20 protein-coding genes are annotated in these 16,736 nt (G+C 61.4%); 13 read left to right on the top strand and 7 right to left on the bottom strand.

All coding sequences use genetic code 11. The annotated features are described in order from the left end of the window. Positions 1-655: hypothetical protein (locus VMR39_RS00630; protein WP_325413340.1), on the top strand; the 655-nt coding region annotated here is incomplete at its 5' end. 93 nt (positions 656-748) lie between these two features. Then, complete coding sequence (locus VMR39_RS00625) at positions 749-1,714, top strand: hypothetical protein (RefSeq protein WP_152536493.1); 966 nt, start codon at positions 749-751, stop codon at positions 1,712-1,714. Positions 1,715-1,881: 167 nt separating this feature from the next. Here VMR39_RS00625 and VMR39_RS00620 read toward each other — a convergent pair whose 3' ends face one another. The 3 genes from VMR39_RS00620 to VMR39_RS00610 form a co-directional block, all read right to left on the bottom strand. Further along, the gene (locus VMR39_RS00620) at positions 1,882-2,877 is read right to left on the bottom strand and encodes a hypothetical protein (protein ID WP_325413337.1); all 996 of its coding nucleotides are present in this window, start codon (positions 2,875-2,877) and stop codon (positions 1,882-1,884) included. A gap of 203 nt (positions 2,878-3,080) precedes the next feature. Continuing rightward, positions 3,081-3,320 carry a hypothetical protein gene (locus tag VMR39_RS00615; protein ID WP_157410331.1) on the bottom strand — a complete coding sequence of 80 codons (240 nt, stop codon included), beginning with the start codon at positions 3,318-3,320 and terminating at the stop codon, positions 3,081-3,083. A 98-nt stretch (positions 3,321-3,418) separates the two neighbouring features. Further along, positions 3,419-4,588 (bottom strand): tyrosine-type recombinase/integrase, encoded by a 1,170-nt coding sequence (locus tag VMR39_RS00610; protein ID WP_019054629.1) that lies wholly within the window; start codon positions 4,586-4,588, stop codon positions 3,419-3,421. 60 nt (positions 4,589-4,648) lie between these two features. Here VMR39_RS00610 and VMR39_RS00605 point away from each other — a divergent pair, with 60 nt between their 5' ends. The 5 genes from VMR39_RS00605 to VMR39_RS00585 all read left to right on the top strand — a co-directional run bounded on the left by VMR39_RS00605 (position 4,649) and on the right by VMR39_RS00585 (position 7,760). Then, positions 4,649-4,816: a hypothetical protein gene (locus VMR39_RS00605; protein ID WP_325413333.1), complete on the top strand. Its 168-nt coding sequence runs from the start codon at positions 4,649-4,651 to the stop codon at positions 4,814-4,816. A 6-nt stretch (positions 4,817-4,822) separates the two neighbouring features. Continuing rightward, positions 4,823-5,557, top strand: a complete 735-nt coding sequence (locus tag VMR39_RS00600; RefSeq protein WP_019054631.1) for a hypothetical protein — start codon at positions 4,823-4,825, stop codon at positions 5,555-5,557. 292 nt (positions 5,558-5,849) lie between these two features. Continuing rightward, positions 5,850-6,113 carry a hypothetical protein gene (locus VMR39_RS00595; RefSeq protein ID WP_019054632.1) on the top strand — a complete coding sequence of 88 codons (264 nt, stop codon included), beginning with the start codon at positions 5,850-5,852 and terminating at the stop codon, positions 6,111-6,113. Between the two features lie 51 nt (positions 6,114-6,164). Next, positions 6,165-6,818, top strand: coding sequence for a nucleotidyl transferase AbiEii/AbiGii toxin family protein (locus tag VMR39_RS00590; RefSeq protein WP_235219113.1), 654 nt, complete (start codon positions 6,165-6,167; stop codon positions 6,816-6,818). Positions 6,819-6,863: 45 nt separating this feature from the next. Further along, positions 6,864-7,760 carry an abortive infection family protein gene (locus tag VMR39_RS00585; protein ID WP_019054634.1) on the top strand — a complete coding sequence of 299 codons (897 nt, stop codon included), beginning with the start codon at positions 6,864-6,866 and terminating at the stop codon, positions 7,758-7,760. Here VMR39_RS00585 and VMR39_RS00580 read toward each other — a convergent pair. Next, positions 7,757-8,365, bottom strand: coding sequence for a hypothetical protein (locus tag VMR39_RS00580; RefSeq protein ID WP_019054635.1), 609 nt, complete (start codon positions 8,363-8,365; stop codon positions 7,757-7,759). The two genes, VMR39_RS00585 and VMR39_RS00580, sit on opposite strands and share 4 nt — an antisense overlap. 140 nt (positions 8,366-8,505) lie before the next feature. Here VMR39_RS00580 and VMR39_RS00575 point away from each other — a divergent pair, with 140 nt between their 5' ends. The 5 genes from VMR39_RS00575 (at position 8,506) to VMR39_RS00555 (ending at position 11,593) form a co-directional block, all read left to right on the top strand. Next, positions 8,506-8,829, top strand: a complete 324-nt coding sequence (locus VMR39_RS00575) for an AtpZ/AtpI family protein (protein ID WP_019054636.1) — start codon at positions 8,506-8,508, stop codon at positions 8,827-8,829. A gap of 85 nt (positions 8,830-8,914) precedes the next feature. Further along, positions 8,915-9,121, top strand: a complete 207-nt coding sequence (locus VMR39_RS00570) for a hypothetical protein (RefSeq protein ID WP_019054637.1) — start codon at positions 8,915-8,917, stop codon at positions 9,119-9,121. 8 nt (positions 9,122-9,129) lie between these two features. Then, a complete protein-coding gene (locus VMR39_RS00565; RefSeq protein ID WP_019054638.1) occupies positions 9,130-10,260 on the top strand; it encodes a DUF3800 domain-containing protein in 1,131 nt (376 codons plus the stop codon). A gap of 71 nt (positions 10,261-10,331) precedes the next feature. Further along, the gene (locus VMR39_RS00560; RefSeq protein WP_019054639.1) at positions 10,332-10,607 is read left to right on the top strand and encodes an HU family DNA-binding protein; all 276 of its coding nucleotides are present in this window, start codon (positions 10,332-10,334) and stop codon (positions 10,605-10,607) included. 77 nt (positions 10,608-10,684) lie between these two features. Then, positions 10,685-11,593 carry a hypothetical protein gene (locus VMR39_RS00555; RefSeq protein WP_019054640.1) on the top strand — a complete coding sequence of 303 codons (909 nt, stop codon included), beginning with the start codon at positions 10,685-10,687 and terminating at the stop codon, positions 11,591-11,593. A gap of 31 nt (positions 11,594-11,624) precedes the next feature. On the opposite strand, the gene VMR39_RS00550 is transcribed toward VMR39_RS00555, so the two are convergent. Beyond that, entirely contained in the window at positions 11,625-12,548 is a 924-nt protein-coding gene (locus tag VMR39_RS00550) for a nucleotidyl transferase AbiEii/AbiGii toxin family protein (protein ID WP_325413323.1), read from the bottom strand. Continuing rightward, the gene (locus tag VMR39_RS00545; protein ID WP_019054276.1) at positions 12,538-13,311 is read right to left on the bottom strand and encodes a type IV toxin-antitoxin system AbiEi family antitoxin; all 774 of its coding nucleotides are present in this window, start codon (positions 13,309-13,311) and stop codon (positions 12,538-12,540) included. Before VMR39_RS00545 ends, VMR39_RS00550 begins: the two co-directional genes overlap by 11 nt. A 272-nt stretch (positions 13,312-13,583) precedes the next feature. Here VMR39_RS00545 and VMR39_RS00540 point away from each other — a divergent pair, with 272 nt between their 5' ends. Continuing rightward, a complete protein-coding gene (locus tag VMR39_RS00540; RefSeq protein WP_026149934.1) occupies positions 13,584-13,793 on the top strand; it encodes a hypothetical protein in 210 nt (69 codons plus the stop codon). A gap of 3 nt (positions 13,794-13,796) precedes the next feature. Here the strand turns inward: VMR39_RS00540 and VMR39_RS00535 are convergent, their stop codons facing one another. Then, positions 13,797-16,607 (bottom strand): conjugal transfer protein TraG N-terminal domain-containing protein, encoded by a 2,811-nt coding sequence (locus VMR39_RS00535; protein ID WP_019054278.1) that lies wholly within the window; start codon positions 16,605-16,607, stop codon positions 13,797-13,799. Between the last annotated feature and the right edge of the window lie 129 nt (positions 16,608-16,736).

Below are 16,736 nucleotides of genomic sequence, written 5' to 3'. Positions count from 1 at the left end.
CCCGGCCATGGGACTCGATGATCGCGACTATATGCGCGAGCGCTATCGCGACCGTGCGAAGAAAACCCCGACCGGGCGGATGGAAGGCGCCTGGTTCGATTCCGTCAACCGCGGCTTCGACTATCAGCGTAGCCGGTACTGGAGCCTGCGCGGTAATGCCGGCGGGACACTGCGCTGGTTGCCCTTCGCGTTGAGCCTGCTCCTCATTGCCATTCCCTTTTTAGGGGAAGCCCAAAGGGCGGGATGGCTGCCTGACGGCGCGGCGGCAATGCCTTTCCCGGAATCGGGTTCGGTCACCGTCGAAAACGGGGTCACGCGCAAGCGCATTTCCAGCTTCCTCACCATCGAAACCGCGGATGCGAACGCGGTCGTGCAGCTCTTCGATCCGGCATCAGGCCGGCACATCATCTCGGTCTATGTCTCAAAAAACGACCGCATTCGCGTTCCGGTCCCGCAAGGCACCTTCAGGATGCGGCTGATCGAGGGCCAGAAATGGCATGGCCCGGCGCACTTTTTCGGATCGAACACATCCTATGAGACGGTTGCGGAGCTCATGAGCTTCGAGCCGCGGACCGGGCATATCATCGACCTGCATCGCCGGCCCGATGGCAATCTCAAGACGCGCATCATGCTTACCCGGCCTGAGAGCCTCTGATGGAGGCAGCAGAAGCCATACCCGTGTGTCGGGCATCCTTGTTCCGCTCCTGCCGCAGGCGCGACGAGATGGCCGGACTCCGCGAGGCGGGCCTTGCCCGAGGCATTCAAAAATTGTCGGCGCCCTTCAGGAGAAACAGAAATGACCAGACAACCACGCGCCTATGACGCACTGGCCGCCCATCTGGCTCCGGACGATCCGGGCGAGGGGGAGCGCCAGATCGACACGGCGATCCTCACCCTGCAACGCGCGCGCTATGGCCCGCTGAATCGCAGCCGCGCGCTATTCTGGCTTGGCCAGCTCCTGCTTGGGCTCAGCACGGTCATTCTGGGAGCGCGTTTTCTCTGCTGGTTCGAACCACAACTTTGGCAGACCTTCTTTGGGGTTCTTGCCGGCGCCGTTCCGACCGTGGTCGCCAAGGTCGTGTTCGTCGGCGCCTTCCTCCACTTCGTTTATCATTGCACCTTTGGGGCAGTGACGGATTACGGTCCGGCACCCACGCCGCCAGAACCGATTTACGAGTGGCTGGCCGCTCAAGGCAAATCGAACCTGACCTACTGGCACGAAATCTACTGGCCGTACCGCAAGCGTCAGGCGAACCGGAAAGAGATTCTGGGCTTTGTCATCTGGCGAAAGACGCCGTGTCCGCCGGACCGGTATCCGCCAACGCCGGTGCCGGTCGGGGCCGCGCCGGAGCCGGAGAACCCCCACATGGTGTATCTTGACAGCCCGCAGGGGCGTGCGGATCGGGAGGCCTTTCTGGTGACGTTCGAGCATCGGATGGATGACTGGTGGCGGCTCTCATTCAGGCTGACCCTCGCCGTGCTGATCATGCTGTTGGTCGTCATCTACCTCCCCGTCTATCCGGCGACACAGGCGGGCGATCTGATCCGCACCGGCGTGATGACGGCTTTCATTGCGGGGTGCATATTGGCGTTCTTCGGTTTCGGCAGAGTGCCGATGCGCTGGCTCCCTTACCCCGTCCGGCGCTACTGGTTTCGGGGGCTTCCACCCGAGGCAGCGCAATTTCGGGATCATATGATCGCGCGTTCGAACTGATTGCGTGGGCCGCGGCAGGAACAAGGTGCTGGCCACGAACAATGCCAGCCTGTTGAAACGCGCCATCGACGCCAAGTCGCGCGCGAAATTACTGTCTATCATTCATCCAATGAGGAGGGTCTACGACCGCCACGCAGGTACGGTGGCCCAGGAGCCGCAACTGGCATTTAGCCGGCTGTGCTGATGCTGTCCACGAAGTGCTGCTGTATGCTGGTTTCCCAAGGATCATCTTCTCTCGGGACAACGGCCTCAGACCATCCTTTGGGAAGCCGGTTCAGGGCTTTCAGCGCCCCAAGCGCGCGGGCCACGCGCTTGGGGCCGCCGGCACCGGTCATGTTTTTGATGGCCGTGCTCACGCGCTGGCTGCGCGCATGATGGCTCTGCTCTTTCGGATCGATGTCAGCCAGCACGCTACAGAAATCTCCCTCTTCGATTTTCAGTTGCGATAGTGCCCAGGACAGGATGCCCTCAAAGAAGTTCGCCTCCAGCTCGTGCCGCATTCGGACCTCGAGCGCGGCAATGTGTCTCTGCCCAGGGAGAAGATAGGCTGGAAGTCCCTTATTGCCGCTATCTTCCGGACGGGGCTTCCATCGACAGACAATCGTGTCTTCCCAGATCGGCCTGACGAACCAGGACAAGGTTCCGATGAGATTCTTGAGCAATGCCACGAGAGCTTCGCACTCAATGTCCAGAAGGAGCCGCTCCCTTGGCGACAGTTCCTCTGCTCGGTCCACGCGGTGCATCAGGCCGGCGAAATCCTCGATGAAATAGAGTTCATTGTCCGGCCGTTGCATAACCTGCGGGCCCAGGATCGGTGAACGGATCCAGTCCGTATCAGCGTCCCCCTCGAAATCGAATCTGGCGATATTGCTATCGAAATCGCAACCGAATGGCTGCCATCGAACCGACAGATTCCCCGAGCGCAGGACGAGCGCATATACGCCGACGCGAGCCCTATCACGGTGAAGTTTCCGCAAATTCCAGTAAGGCATGCTGTGGGCCAGTGCCAAAGCCTGGGCAGAGGGTCCCGTCAGACATGCCTCGATCACCGGCGGTATATTCCAATCCCCCTTCACTCCAAGTTGGACGCGTTTCGCACAATAGAGGGCTGCGCAAGTACCGGCGGATTGTGCGTGGACCAAACCGTCATCGAGCGTGAACATTCCTTCCTCTATCCTTCGTCCGTTCGCTTCAGGCTGGGTTCGACACCGGGACCGTCTCAATCGCCGCCGCAAGACAGGCCCAGACCCGTTCTAGGTCATGTGATGGTCCTGTCAGGTATCCACTTGCCGCAACATGTGGCGCTGCGCTTCGGACGAGCCGTTCATTCGCTCTCGAGATCTTCGCCCCGCTTTTGGCGGGCGCGCTACACCTCATACCCGTGACCCGCGAGAAGTCGAGCCATGCCGGCACCTTCCCAGCTTCCGGGCCGGCGAATGACCATCGCCGCATCCTGCGCCAGCATCGTTAGAAGGTCCGCGGCACTCTCAAGTGGTCCATGAGTCGTTGCGCCATTTCGTGCTTGATCTGCATCGACACAACGCCGCGTAAGTTCGGCCAGGTTCGCCGAATCCTCTTTGCTCAATTCGATCGTGATGGTCGGCAAACTCATTCTCCTCGATTTCTTCGGAAACCGTCCTCGTCGGAGTCTCCAACAATATGAGAGTCTTTGCAAATCCGGCCTGGAAAGGCAGGGCTGGCAGCTCATTTACGGACCCGCGACAAGACGCGTGCGGCAACATTGCTGCGCACGGCGAGCTTGCGGCCATAGCGCAATGCGGTTGTTGGCGAACTCCAGCGCAGGGCCTGCGCGATGCCAGCGCCATCCTCTCCCGCCGCGAAGAGATCCTGGGTAAGGCCGACGCGCAGCGAATGTGTGGACAAGGCCTGGATCGCGTCGTCCAGCTTGCCAACAGCCAGCGTAACCAGTCCCTTGTCATAGGCCGTGAGCGCCACACGGCGGTAGATGCCGTTGACGCCCTGCCGGGTTAGAGATGTCGTTCCGATGGAATAGGTCGTTCGTGCGAGCGCAGTTTCCGGTACGGTTTCCCGTGCGCGACGTCGATCGACCCCGACCCTGCGGAACAGCGGGCCTTCTTCGATGCCGCTTGCAACCAGCCATGCGCCGACGCGCCGCATCGTCTCCGCGGAAAGCCATGCCCAGGCGCCTTCCTGTTCCTGGTCGGTCTTGGAGTAAGGGATGAAAAGCGTCGCCGAGCCATCCTCCTGTGGATCGATTTGTCTTGCCTCCACCATGGTGAGTTCGCTGACCCGCAGGCCGGCATCATAGCCGAGCGAAAGCAGGGCGGCATCCCGCAGCCCTTGCAAATCGCCGCCACAGGCATCGAGCAGCGCGGCAAGGGTAAAACCTTTGGCGGCATGAGGATCGAGTGCCTTGCCCAGCCGCAAGGGCGCTGCCTGGCGCTGGAGGGCACCTTTGCGCCTGCGGACGGCCTTGAGCGCTGCCCGCACCATCGGCGCGTCGGTGGGCGCGGCATCGCCCGTCAGTCCCATCATGCGGTGGACCGAACCGAGACTCGCGATACGTCGCGCGAGGGTCGCGGGCTTTTTCCCCCTGGCATCGAGCGCATTCACATAGCGCACCACATCTTCGGGATCGGCGGGCAGTGGTTTTCGGCTTTCCTCGCCGCACCAGTCACGCCAGCAATCGAGATCGGCGGCAATCGCCGCCTTGGTCGCGTCGGCCATGGCCGAAAGCGTCGTCTCGAGCCCGAGCTGGCTGATCGGCGGCAGATCTGTGGGAACGATGCCGCCGATCGTGCGGAGCAACCGCATATCGACCGTTTCGGCGTCCGCGTTCCGCGACCGCATCGGCAGTGCGGCGTCCTCGGTTCTGACGACGATGATTTCCATATCGGAGGATCTTGTGGAACTCTCAGCCATTGCTCGCTATATGTCATTCTGGAGGACATGATGCAGCTTAACTCGGCACAAGCCTTGAAACTGGGCCGCGAGGTCCATGAAACCTTCGGGAGCTGGAGGAAAGCGCGTGAGGCGGCCGTCCAGCGCAACGGCGTCTATGTCATCGACCGCGAGAAGATTCGCGCCGCCAGGGCCGAGAAGACCGCCGAAACGGCCTAAGCTGGCATGACCTTCGGATATGCGCTGCTCGGCGCGCTCGTTCTGCTGCTTCCGGGCTTCGCTGGTTATTTCGGACTTCGGATCGGGGAAGCGCGCGATTTTGTCTCGCCGCGACCGGATCGGCCGAACTCCAATCTCACTATCTTCCTGGTTGTGGCGCTGGCGCTGGGCGCGCATGTCTTCGGCGCTGGCATCTTCGCGCTCAACGAACTGATCGCGGCCTGGAAGCCACTCATCAGGCTGTCCTACGAACCCAACCCTTATAAGGCGCTGCTCAGCGGCCATGCGCCACAGGGGCTGTCCTCGCTTGCGATCGAACTGGAACTGCTGTTTTTCCTCGGACTGGCGGTGCTGATGGGCTGGATCTGTGAAACGATTGCCCGGACATCGCCGATTACGGCGAGGGCCGATCCGTTGCGCTTCGGATGGCTGTTGCCGATCGTCCAGAAGGTCGAGGCTGGCGGCCATGTCGCCGTCGGTTATGTGCGGACGACCAGCGGCCATGACGGAGCCTGGATCGCCTATGAAGGAAGCGTGCGTCGGCTGACGCTCGACGAGGATGACGGGATTCGCATGGTCGTGCTCGAGCAATGCGACCGCTTCCTGGTCCAGATGAAGGACGGGAAGATCGAGCGCGTTGATATGGAGAGCGCGCCGATCGCCATGATGCACCTGGCCGCCGACCAGATCGCGGATTTCGCGGTCGAACTGTTCGAGGTTCCTGAGTCCGACGCCGAGTGACGCCAGCCGCTCGGTCGCCTGCGGCACAATGCGCGGCACATTTGTGCCGCGTGATTGCTGCAATTTCTTCATCTGCGGAACTTGCCCCTACCCTGCCGGTTTCGCGCTCCTATACTTACCATAATCTCCCATTATGGTAAGTGGGAAAATCGCGCGGGGAGGGCGGATTCAAGCCGGAAATCTGACGCCTACATTCACCCAGCTACTCGTCAGATTGCCCCGTTCTTGTTTTGATAACGCCCCAGAGCTATATAGACGGAGTGATCGATGGGATCATGGTACAGGTTGTGAGATGGCAAAGGCTGCAAGCTTGGTGTTGGCGACGGTGAACGCTCCTTATGGGGCGAACCTCTCCGCGCATCAACTCGCCGCGCTGATCACCGACCCCAAGAGCGCGAGCGACTTCAACGCGCCCGTGTTCTCCTTTTTCTCGGAAGTGAGCCCGGCTCTGCAGTTGCAGTTCGTCCAGGAAATGGGTGTCGATGCCGATAAGGTCTGCGCGGTCGCAGACCAGTTTTCCAACCTGTCGGGCTACGCGCTCCCGCTGGCAGCGTAACGTATGGTCGAGCGGGGCCCGAGCCAGTGGCCAGTCCTGTTCGACCTCGCGATGGAAATCTTCGGCCATTTAGAGAAAACCGTAGGCTTTGCGCCTTCGTGGAGCTTTGGCGGCGGGACCGCTCTCATGCTCCAGATCGACCATCGCGAAAGCCACGACATCGACATCTTTCTCGATGATCCGCAAATCCTACCCTTCCTCAATCCGCAGATCCAAGATTTCGCCATGACCCGCCGACCGGACGAATATAAGACCGACGGGACGCAGGCGCTCAAACTGGCCTTTGACGAACTCGGCGAGATCGACTTCATCTGCTCTTCCGCCATCCTCGATATCGCCAGCGAGCGTCACGATGTGCGAGGGCAGATCGTCGACCTGGAGACACCGGCCGAAATCGCAGCCAAGAAGGTCTATTTCCGGGGCTGGAACTTGCAGCCACGCGACATGTTCGACTTGGCAGCAATCGCCGAGCATCATGGAGACGACTATCTCGTCTCAGCGTTGCGCGAATGCGGCCGCGAGCGATGCCAAAAGGCGCTAGACGTCGTAGAAAAGGTCAACCCGAAGGCCGTCGAAACAGTCATCGGTCAACTCCTGTACCGCGACAGATACAGCCATCTGGTCACGGCAGCCCAAGCAATTACGCATCGAATTCTGACGGAATCACTCTCGGACAAGGCTGAGCATGTGGGTAGTGAAGATTGAAGGCTGCCCGAAGCTCGCGTCCTTCTCTCTCGCGGCAGACAAGCCATGAGCGGCAAATTCTCTGCCTTTGTCATCAAGGCGCTGGTCGACACGATCACGGGCGGCGCCGGCAATGATAACAGCCCGGCGATCGGAATCTATCGGTCGGGCCCGAAGATCGAACAATTCTTCCTCGATTGCGGCCTCGACATGCGTATCGGCGCGAGCTCTCGCGTACCCGCGACGACGGATTTCCTGCGCCAGGCAGCCAATCACTATGACGGCCAGGGCGATGTCTACATCACGCGGATCATTGAGAAGGTCTGCGATCCGCGCGAATATCTGACGGAGCCCGATAAGGCGACCGCGGTTCGCGAGCATCTCAACAAGGCGCTCGCAGCGGACGAGCTGGCGGTGGTCATCGTCGGCGGCAAGGCCGTGCTGACCAGACGCCAGAGCTCCGGGACGATCGTCGAACCCTTCATCCAGAAAGTCGAAACACTGGACTTCGACACGGTGCAGATGGAGATAGCGCGCGCCCTCCCCAATCTTCAGGATGACCCCGAAGATGCGGTAACCGCCGCGTGCTCGCTCATCGAGGCTGTCTGCAGATCCATCCTCATCGAGCTCGGGTTGCCGCTGCCGCCCCGCAAGGATATCGACGGCCTTATCCGCGCCGTCCAGGAGCCGCTGAACCTGTCGCCGGGGCGCAGCGACCTGCCCGCCGAAGTGGAAGCAGACGTCCGCCAGATCCTGAGCGGCCTGACATCGGTTGCAAAAGGCATCGGTGCGCTGCGAACGCATGGTGGTGACGCTCACGGGCGTGAAAAGGGCTTCCGGAGGATCGACCCGCGCATCGCACGTCTCGCGATCAACGCCGCCAGTTCGCTGGCCCTGTTCCTGATCGAGACCTGGGAGCGCCAAGAAAAGCGCGCTCTGCCGCAGCACGCACCGGGGATTTAGCCTGAGGCGCGCGCTGCCTCTGCCCGGGGCTGCCCATGCGCGCCGCGGACATAGGGTTGCCGCCGGTGCTCGCTAATGGCGATGCTTGGGTGAAGCGCGGCTCGGACCGCGTCGGTCACGGTGTAGACCGCATGACGCTGGGCGCCGCGGTTTTCATGATCGACGAAGAACCCCTGGTAGTGCCGCGTGATCAGCCCGGCCCTCACCAGCTCCGACACCGCCCGGCTGATTGCCGTCATGCCGGTTTCGCGGACACGCTCACTGACTTCCGCCTCGACCAGGCGGTCGGCCTCGGCCGGATCACCTGGAAACTCTCCCCGGCCGACGAGCGCAGCTCGAACCTTGTCGGCGGTCGCGCGGCGCTGATGATGACGCGCGCCGCTGGGTGCGATCGTCGCGGCCAGCCATTCGCGGATCGGCACAAGCGCTTCGCCTTCGCGAACGAGCGGTCCCGCCTGCCCGTTGGCCCGCGCAACCCGCGCGATCAGATCAAGCACCATGAAGGTATAGCGCGGCCGCGCGGAGTGCTCGGCGATGATGCGTACGATATCGGGCATGCCCGTCGTTCGCTGGGGCGTCGCCGCGAAGAGGTCCTGCTGGATCATGGAACGAATCAAGCACAAAGCTGGACTCTTGTGAATCCCCCAAAATGCTCATGGAGACGCGAGACGGCACTTTTGCCATCCGTGTCACTTCACCCCTCCTCATCATTTTTCTCGTCTTCACACCATGCTAGACCCGCCCCATGAGCAAAGATGAATCAGACCCCGATCTTATCGGAGAGGATCCCCGATTGGATGGCCTGAAGGATCGCCTCGAGGCGGCGCATTCGGCCGAAGAGGAACGAACCCGCCCTGCCTCTACAGGTGCCGATGCCAGCTATAGCCTCGGCAATCGCGTGCTGGCGGAACTACTCGGCGGCGTTGCCGGCGGTGCCTTGCTTGGCTGGATCATCGACAGGTTTGCCGGCACCGGTCCCTGGGGCCTGCTCATCGTGATGGCCCTCGGCATCGTCGTGGCCTTCGTCAACATCATCCGCATATCCAACCGCAAGCCAGACGGATCGTAACGTTTGCCATCTACGTCACTTTACCCGGCGTGAGGTAAAGTGACACAGTTGGCACTAAGGCAATGGCAAACTGTCGGAGACCAGCGTGGCTGATTTCAGTCTCAAACATTACGAGCTGCGCACGACGGATGAATATCGTGCGGCTAGCCGGGCGACCTGCATCGATCGCATTCTCGCGCACCGGCAGATGGCGCGCCGCTATGCCGAAAAGGCTCGAAAGGTGCGCGAGGCAGGCGGAGCCGCGCGGTTTCGCGCACGCGCCATTTCAGGCCTCAGGATCGCGAAACGCTGACATTGCGGATGACGGAGAGCAAACAGGGAATTGATATCGAAGATCTGCGCGGGCTCGACATTCACCTTCACGGGCTGGATCGCGCCGACGCGCCTTATACGCTCTATTATGACGAGACGAACAACATCCGCCGTTTGCACGTCACGGCCGATGGGTTGAACGTCGATAATCCGGGATGCTTTGTCCTCGCCGGCGTTGCCCATAGCGGTCCTCGCAAACCCATCGACATCGCCCCTCTACGCGCGGCTCTCAAACTACAGCCCACCACCAAGGAGATGAAGCTCGCGCACATCGGCAAGGGCGACTTTCTCGACCTGCTGGGCTCACGGCGTCTGGGGGACCTCCTCGACTGGATCGCGGCCAACGGGCTATTCCTCCACTACCAGTGCCTGGACGTAATCTACTGGTCGCTCGTCGACATTGTAGACGCCGCACTTATCGCGGGCGATCGTGAAGAACTGATGCTGGTCGCACCGGCTCTCAAGGATATGCTCAACCTTGCCCTGCGCCGGGACCTCGAGGCGACCACGGACCTGTTCCGGCTCTTCAACTATCCCGCGCTCGATCCTCGCGATGGCCCGCAATTCTATCATGTCGTGCTGCAGATGGTCGAAGAGGAAGCAGATCACCTTCATCCCTTCTATGGGAGGCTTCTTGCCCAGGCTCTCGAGGACGCCATTCAGGGTGAGAGCTTTCCGTTCATCGAAGGTGACGATGAGGATCGGCATATCCTGATCGAGGGGTTCGACATCTTCTTCCGCCACAGGATCGCACTGCTGCGCAACTCGACGCATGTTCTCGACCTCGAGGAAGTCGTCCGCCGCCAGTTGCTGGCCGATCCCCTCATGCGTGACGGCGTGCCAGTCGACAGCTTCAGGTTCGTGGACTCGCAGGACGAACCGCTGATCCAGGTCAGCGACGTCGTCGCGGGTCTGTTGGGCAAGTTCTTCTCCTATGTCGTCAGCACCGAAATCGACGTCGTTCGAGCTGATCGCGCGGCGCTCAGCGACCTTCAGACTGAAAATCTGGCAAAGCTCGCACGTCTGTTTGATCAGGCGACCGATGAAAACGAAGCATTCGCCCATCGTGTGATGAGCCTGTCGGACACCCACAAGGCAGACATTTTCATGCAGACGTAGCACACCGATGGCGCAGGTCGGTCCAGGCGGCTATGCAGTGAGCAATTTCAACTGAAATGAGGACTATCCGAATGAACAATAGTGAGCTTGCTGAAACCCTCGCCGGCCAGACGGGCACGACCAAGGCGGATGCCCGCAAGGCGGTCGATCTCGTTTTCGCGGCGATCGCGGATGCGGCGGCCAAGGGCGAGGAAGTAAGCCTCAACGGCTTCGGAAAATTCAAGGTGAAAGACGTGCCTGCCCGCGAAGGCCGCAACCCGGCCAATGGCGAGACCATCAAGATCGCCGCTTCCCGGAAACTTACCTTCACTGTGGCGAAAGCCGTCAAGGACAAGCTCAACGGCTAGTCGAGATTGACGCCTCGAGCCCCCTGAGGACCGAGGCGTCGCCCCCTTCCCTGCCTTGATGGTCGCCCCGGCACGAAATGAGCGATAACGACGAACTGACTGCGCTCATTCGCGAAACATTCTCGCGCATCTGGCCAAGTAGCGATCCCGACATCGCGAACTATCTGACGCCAATGGTCGCGAGGTTCGCGCGGTCGGATTGCCGCGACCGCCATTTCCTTGTCGAGTTCCAGCGCGGCGATCTCGGCAAGCTGGCGAGCCGGATCTGGGAAGCGATGCTCTATGGCCGCTTTCAGGACCTCGGCTGGAACATGGCCAGCGAGGACAAGGGGCCAGACTTCCTGATCGATGATCAGGTCTATATCGAAGCGGTCGCCGCGCAGCCGGGCGACGCCGCCAAGGGCGGCTTGCCGCAGGAGTGGCAGGATGGCGGCGCCAACGGCGCCGGTATGGTTCCCACCGATCAGATGCTCCTGCGCTGGACGTCTGTCATCAAAGCCAAGCGTGATGGTTATCTCAAATGTCTGGAGCAGGAGGCAGTCGATCCGAAACTCCCGTTCGTGATCGCGGTGAACACCTGCCGGCTTGGCGGCGATACCCTCGGCATTGGCGGCGTCCCGCTCGCGGCTATGGCTGTACTTCCCTTCGGCAGCCCGCAGGCCCATGTCGACGTGCAGACAGGTCAGCCGCTCGGTGGCTGGCAGCTCTCATGGCAAGACACCGTGCTCAAGGCCAACGGCGAAGAGATTCCCACCGACAACTTCCTCCAGGAGGACTATCGCTGCGTCAGCGCAATCGTCGGCTGCTCCGGTTTCTATGCCTTTCCCGATGACCGCGACAAATTCTGTGGCCAACCGCCATATTACGTCATTCACAATCCACTCGCCGCCAATCCCCTCCCCCGGCCTTGGCTCCCCGGCGCGATTGAATACGCCGTCACTGCCCATGACACGCACCGCCTTCAATTGGACCAACTGCCGGCCTAGCTGCGCCCTGTTCACGACCGAGATGGATTGGTTACGAAAGCGCCGCTTCCAGCGCTGCCAGACCGGCCTGATGCCTCTTGGGCTGCGCGTCTCTGAACCTAAGGATATTCATCAATTTGAACTGCGGCGCTGGAAGCTCACGGACAGCGGGCAGCGGGAAGCTTTCCCACTCCGGATCCCCAGCTTCGAAGCTCCTGAGAAACTGTCGATCGTCGGCATCGAGCGAGGCATGAATCGTCTGCACAAGGCGATCGAGCGTTTCGACATGATCCTCATAGGTGAATGGCTCGAAGGGCATTCCTTCGAACTGAGCCTTGAACGTAGCGCTTTGATCCTTTCGGCTCGGGCTGACCAGCTCAGCGACCGGGCGCCCGTGGCTTACCAGCGCTCCGACGAAGCCGTGACGAACCTCGTCGACCAGCCCTTCTGCGTCCAGCAGGCGCTTCACGTCGAACAGATCGCGCGGATGCTGCCGGTCCAGCGCGGCACAAATCTTTCCGCCGAAAAGCTCACCGTGCGAGAGGCATCGCGCCTCGACGAACGCCTCAAACCTCTCCTGCACCTGGTCCGAACATGGCAAGTCGCGGAGGGGAAGGAGATGGCCGCGCAGGGTGGGATTGACCTCCACCTTGATCTGGGTCTTGCCGCGCTGGCAGTTGAGCTTGACCTCCATCCCTTCCTGGCCCTGGCGTGTCTGGGGCACGCGGGTCGGTGGCAGGCGGCGTTCGATGTCCGCCTTGATCCGGGCGAGAGCCTCACTGATCGCGCGCAAGGATTGGGCCCGGTCGTGGATCGGTAGGTAGGTCAGATCGATGTCGACCGAGAGGCGTGGAAGATCCCATTCGAACAGGTTGATCGCGGTGCCGCCCTTCAGCGCGAAGACGGGCTCGGCCATGACCAGCGGCAGGACGTCCAGCAGGAGCCGGACCTGATCGCGATATTGCTCAGTTGCCACCCGAAACGAGCTCCTTGGGCAAGAGCAGTCGGTATTTCGGGACATAGCGCCCCATTTTCGCAAGGCTGCGATCACCCGAACCCAGGTCTATCTGCTCCACCTTCAGATGGCGCATGACGGCGAGTTCCGCTCGCTCCGCAAGATAGAGGAACAGCCGCCGGACCTTCACCGACGCGCAGGCCTCGAGCAGCGATTGCATGAGCTTGGGGCGAAGCGACGTCATGCCTTCGACGATCTGGCCGGCCTCGACGAGATCGAATTCCTTGGGCGCAAGGTGCAGCAGCTCCAGGATGGCCCGTTCGGGCGTCGCCGTGGTCAGTGGATAGCCTTCCGGACTTCGCTGCTCGGTGAGGCCGAGGTCATTCGGCAGGAGCTTGCTTTGCATGTGCCGAACTTCTTCCCCCCAATGCGTCTGGAACCAGGCCGGCAGGACGACATGCAGCGGAGAGAAGAGATAGGCCTTGCTCTCTCCGAAGCGCAGATAGTGGCTGTTCCCCGTCATCTCGAGGCCCGTCAGGGCGCCTACATGAACCGGCAGCTTGAGCTGCGATTGAACGCTGTATAGCGCGCCTTGCCAGGTCACGGTTTCCATGGGGCGCTTGAAAGCTCCGCGGCCAAGCGAGACCAGCCATTGTGAGGCGGTATAGTTCTGCAGATCCTGCGCCGTCAGCCCAAGCGCCTTGAGATGCGGGCTGGTCGCCACGGTGTGCGGCTCCCAAGCGTCGAGCAACGACTTCAATTTATCGGTTCGACCTACCTTCATGGTCTATCTTTGGCATAAATTCCAAGGTTCCTCAATCCCTCGGAATTTCATGAACTAATATGTCAGAGATATATTTGGGACATATAATTCAAGATATCGGACGCCCTCTGTCCCGAGACGATGGCCTCACAGCGAAGCCCACGGTCATGGATCTATAGCGAGGTTACGGCAGTCTATGGCTTTTTCATAAACTCGCCAATCTCCCAATAATCCCCTGCAATCCGTTGCGAACAAAGCTCGAACCGGCTATTCTCCGCTGCCAGGAGATGGCCATGCGCATCCTCAAATTTGATCTCAACACATACAACCAGACTAAAGACCTCCCGGGAGGCCCCGTCTTTGGTGTCGTTGAAGAGGAACTGGCTGACATCGAGATGTTCACCGATCAGCACGGCAATCCTACTCGCGGAGGAATGATCGGCTACGCGCTTGCGTATCTTCTGATGGCCGGCTTCGTTGGAGCGATTTTCTACCTCCTCTAAGCTTTATTCGCGAAGCTTAGGGTCTTGGAAGAACCCACGATCGTGGTCGCGGTTCACTTCCTGCTGGAGATCGGTGGAGCCCTGAACGCGCTGTCCTCGCATTGTCTGCGCAGCAGCCCGATCGCCGCTGAGTTCGGTCTTGCCCGCCTCGATGATCGCGGCGGCGCCCACGTCGCCGCCCCCGCCGGGGCCCGCGGGCAGACGCCCAGGTCCATGTGGCCGGTAAGACCCTCTCACGTCTGCCGCACTTGAGATGCTCGGCCGGCTTACGTCGACGAGGTCCGGATCGTGCAGACGGCCTTCGATCTCGGCCCGAATGCCGTCCTGCTTGTCGTGCATCCAGCGCGTGATCATCTCCTGGCGCACGACCCGCTGCTGGTCGGTCAAGTCGGTCGCCCAAAGCTCCGGCGCATCAAGCCCAGGATTCTCGACCTGCTGGCGTCGATACCATTGAGCGAGATCCTGGCTCAGATTTTCGCTGAGTTGCATGCCATGCGTCTCGGCATAGCTGGCATCACGCGACAACTGCTGGGAAAGCTCCTCAAGGCGGCGGGCCGTTTCCGAATAGGACTTCGCAAGCGCCAGGGAATCTTCAGTGCTAGCCGACGCCGAAGATGTGGCCGATGCCCGGCTGAAGCTGCCGCTGCGCGAATATGTCCCGTCGGACATCGACGCACCGGTTCCGCTTGAATGTTCGTCCCGCACGCCACTTGAGGATGTATTGGCGCTGTCGCTGCCGCGGGTTTCCTCCGTCCCGTAACGGAGCCCATCGATCTGGCTGCCGGATTTGGATACGCTGCCGCCAATCCCCGGCAGTCTTCCCAACGCTCCGCCGCGACCACCTGCCCGCCCCCCATTTTGGTTCCCGCCGACATTTGCAGTGACCGATCCCATGATCTGATCGTTAGTCTGCGCCTGGCGATCATGGCCCTGAGATATTCGCTGGCCTTGCGAGATCGTGTCCCGTTCCTCCTGACCCTGTGTGCTGCTTCCGGTCCGCCGATCGAATTGATCGACGGAGGTGTTCGCCTGCCGTCCGCTGCTGGAATCCCAACCGGAAGACCGTTCAGTCGATGTGCCAAAGGCGCTGCGATTGGCGTGGGTTGCGGTGAGTACCTCGGCCGCAGCATTCTCATAGGCTTGCGCCTGACGGTGCGCTTCGCTGGCCATCTCGCGCCATTCGGCGACCGATCCCGTCGTCATCGTCGGCGTGAAGCCGAGGCGCGAGATCGCACTGGAGGTGTCGAACACCTCCTGACCATTGCCGAACCCGTTGATCATGGCGCCATTGTCCTGGCGCCATCCCACGCTGGGCGCGCCGCCCATATAGCTCGGTGCTGTGGTCCACTGATCGGCTTGGCGCATATTCGACGTCGAGTTCGCCCAGCTCACATTGCCATAGGCATAGTTGCCGGTAGTCTGCTCGAGCGCCGCCGCCTCGGCTGCGTTCTGCGCGGGCGCCAGCATCGACATGGACTGGCCGGCGATCGACATCGCCCCCCGCGCAAGACCGGCCGCCAGGAACGGCACGCTCATGAGCATGAAACCGGCGATCGTCGCTGTCTCGCCGTTGACCGCGCCGATACCGGCATAACTGCCGAGCGTCACCCCTCCCCCGGCCACGCCGTTGGCCGCTGACTCAGCCCTCGTCATGCAGATCATGTGCAGGATCACGTAGAGCGGACCCCATGCCGCCAGATAGAAGAACCCCATGGCATAGCCCTTGAGCGTGCCGACGCCTGTCTGCGGCATGAGGAACAGCGGGAAAATCACAGGAAACATCGCGAAGAAGACGACGGTCAGCACGATGTTCAGGATCGGCACCCAGGCCATCGCCTGCTGCGCGATCGAGTTGTAGGTGTTGCGGGCCTGAATGTCGGCCCTCGTTTGCGCAAAGGTGTCGATTGCCGCGGCGCCGGCCCCGCCGGCCATGCTGTTGCGCGCCTGCATGAAGGCGTTGATGGCCGTGTTCTGGCGCATCGTTTCGGTGAAATTGCTCCCCGATCCGGTAAAGGCCGTGTTCGCGATCGGCACGTCGTGCTTGAGCTTGTCGGCAGCCAGGGCGTTGCTCAGCTTGGGGTAGACCTCCTTGCCCCACAGCGGGGCGTTTGCCTCGATCATCGGCGCCCATTGGGCGTCGAGTGCCTGATAGGCCTGCCGACAGGTGACGATGAAGTTCTGGACGGTGCCATCGCCCTGCCGCTCGAGCCATTCCTGCGAGCGCGCCTCGGACCCCGGCCCGATTGCCGCCCAAAGATCAGGCGCTTTGGCGAGATTGGTGAGCGACTTCTGGTAGAGCATCACATCCCCGAAGACGCAGTTCTTGAAGTGGCTTTCGAGATTGGTCGAGAATTCGGCGTCCCTCACCACGAAATTGCGCGTCGCGTCGAACAGACGCGCACCATAGACCATGCCGTTCGTCGAGTAGTTGAGCTCGCTCGGCATCACGAACACGGTCTCGGCCGTGCGGGTGAGCCAGTCGCCGACCTGGGTGGTGAAGCTCGCCAACACGCCCAGACCCATCGGCACATTGTCGATCGTCGCCGGCGCGAGACTCGGGTTGATACGATCGGTCACCTTGATGCTGACCGTTGGCACCATCAGGCAAAGGTAAATGGCCGTCGCCTGCAAGAACCAATTCATCCACGCCTTGTAGTTGAGCGTGAAGGCGACAACGAGCAGCGAGTAGATCAGGCCCATCACCATCACCACCCGTAGGAGCGAGCGATAGCCCCCTCCCCCGGACCAGGCCGCGACGGCATTGAACACGTTTACGAGATATTCGCCGCCCCCGACCGTGAAGACCTCCAGCATCGCCGCGCTCCCGCCCTAGTTCAGCCCCTGCGCATTCAGCCCGCGCGAGAAATTGAGCGCGGAGGCCATGCCCGGCGTCATCGAGTTCTGCAGGGTGGACTCGAGCATGATGCTGCGGTTGATGATCTG

It is taken from the genome of Sphingobium sp., assembly GCF_035511395.1.
Lineage (GTDB): Bacteria > Pseudomonadota > Alphaproteobacteria > Sphingomonadales > Sphingomonadaceae > Sphingobium.
This window is presented reverse-complemented; position numbering and strand designations above follow the sequence as displayed.

What these genes read in the sequence shown, in the direction of transcription:
- VMR39_RS00620 (WP_325413337.1), bottom strand. Translation starts at nt 2,877, where the DNA reads ATGTTCACGCTCGATGACGGTTTGGTCCACGCACAATCCGCCGGTACT.
- VMR39_RS00610 (WP_019054629.1), bottom strand. Translation starts at nt 4,588, where the DNA reads ATGGAAATCATCGTCGTCAGAACCGAGGACGCCGCACTGCCGATGCGG.
- VMR39_RS00605 (WP_325413333.1), top strand. Translation starts at nt 4,649, where the DNA reads ATGCAGCTTAACTCGGCACAAGCCTTGAAACTGGGCCGCGAGGTCCAT.
- VMR39_RS00600 (WP_019054631.1), top strand. Translation starts at nt 4,823, where the DNA reads ATGACCTTCGGATATGCGCTGCTCGGCGCGCTCGTTCTGCTGCTTCCG.
- VMR39_RS00595 (WP_019054632.1), top strand. Translation starts at nt 5,850, where the DNA reads ATGGCAAAGGCTGCAAGCTTGGTGTTGGCGACGGTGAACGCTCCTTAT.
- VMR39_RS00590 (WP_235219113.1), top strand. Translation starts at nt 6,165, where the DNA reads ATGGAAATCTTCGGCCATTTAGAGAAAACCGTAGGCTTTGCGCCTTCG.
- VMR39_RS00585 (WP_019054634.1), top strand. Translation starts at nt 6,864, where the DNA reads ATGAGCGGCAAATTCTCTGCCTTTGTCATCAAGGCGCTGGTCGACACG.
- VMR39_RS00580 (WP_019054635.1), bottom strand. Translation starts at nt 8,365, where the DNA reads ATGATCCAGCAGGACCTCTTCGCGGCGACGCCCCAGCGAACGACGGGC.
- VMR39_RS00575 (WP_019054636.1), top strand. Translation starts at nt 8,506, where the DNA reads ATGAGCAAAGATGAATCAGACCCCGATCTTATCGGAGAGGATCCCCGA.
- VMR39_RS00565 (WP_019054638.1), top strand. Translation starts at nt 9,130, where the DNA reads ATGACGGAGAGCAAACAGGGAATTGATATCGAAGATCTGCGCGGGCTC.
- VMR39_RS00560 (WP_019054639.1), top strand. Translation starts at nt 10,332, where the DNA reads ATGAACAATAGTGAGCTTGCTGAAACCCTCGCCGGCCAGACGGGCACG.
- VMR39_RS00555 (WP_019054640.1), top strand. Translation starts at nt 10,685, where the DNA reads ATGAGCGATAACGACGAACTGACTGCGCTCATTCGCGAAACATTCTCG.
- VMR39_RS00545 (WP_019054276.1), bottom strand. Translation starts at nt 13,311, where the DNA reads ATGAAGGTAGGTCGAACCGATAAATTGAAGTCGTTGCTCGACGCTTGG.
- VMR39_RS00540 (WP_026149934.1), top strand. Translation starts at nt 13,584, where the DNA reads ATGCGCATCCTCAAATTTGATCTCAACACATACAACCAGACTAAAGAC.
- VMR39_RS00535 (WP_019054278.1), bottom strand. Translation starts at nt 16,607, where the DNA reads ATGCTGGAGGTCTTCACGGTCGGGGGCGGCGAATATCTCGTAAACGTG.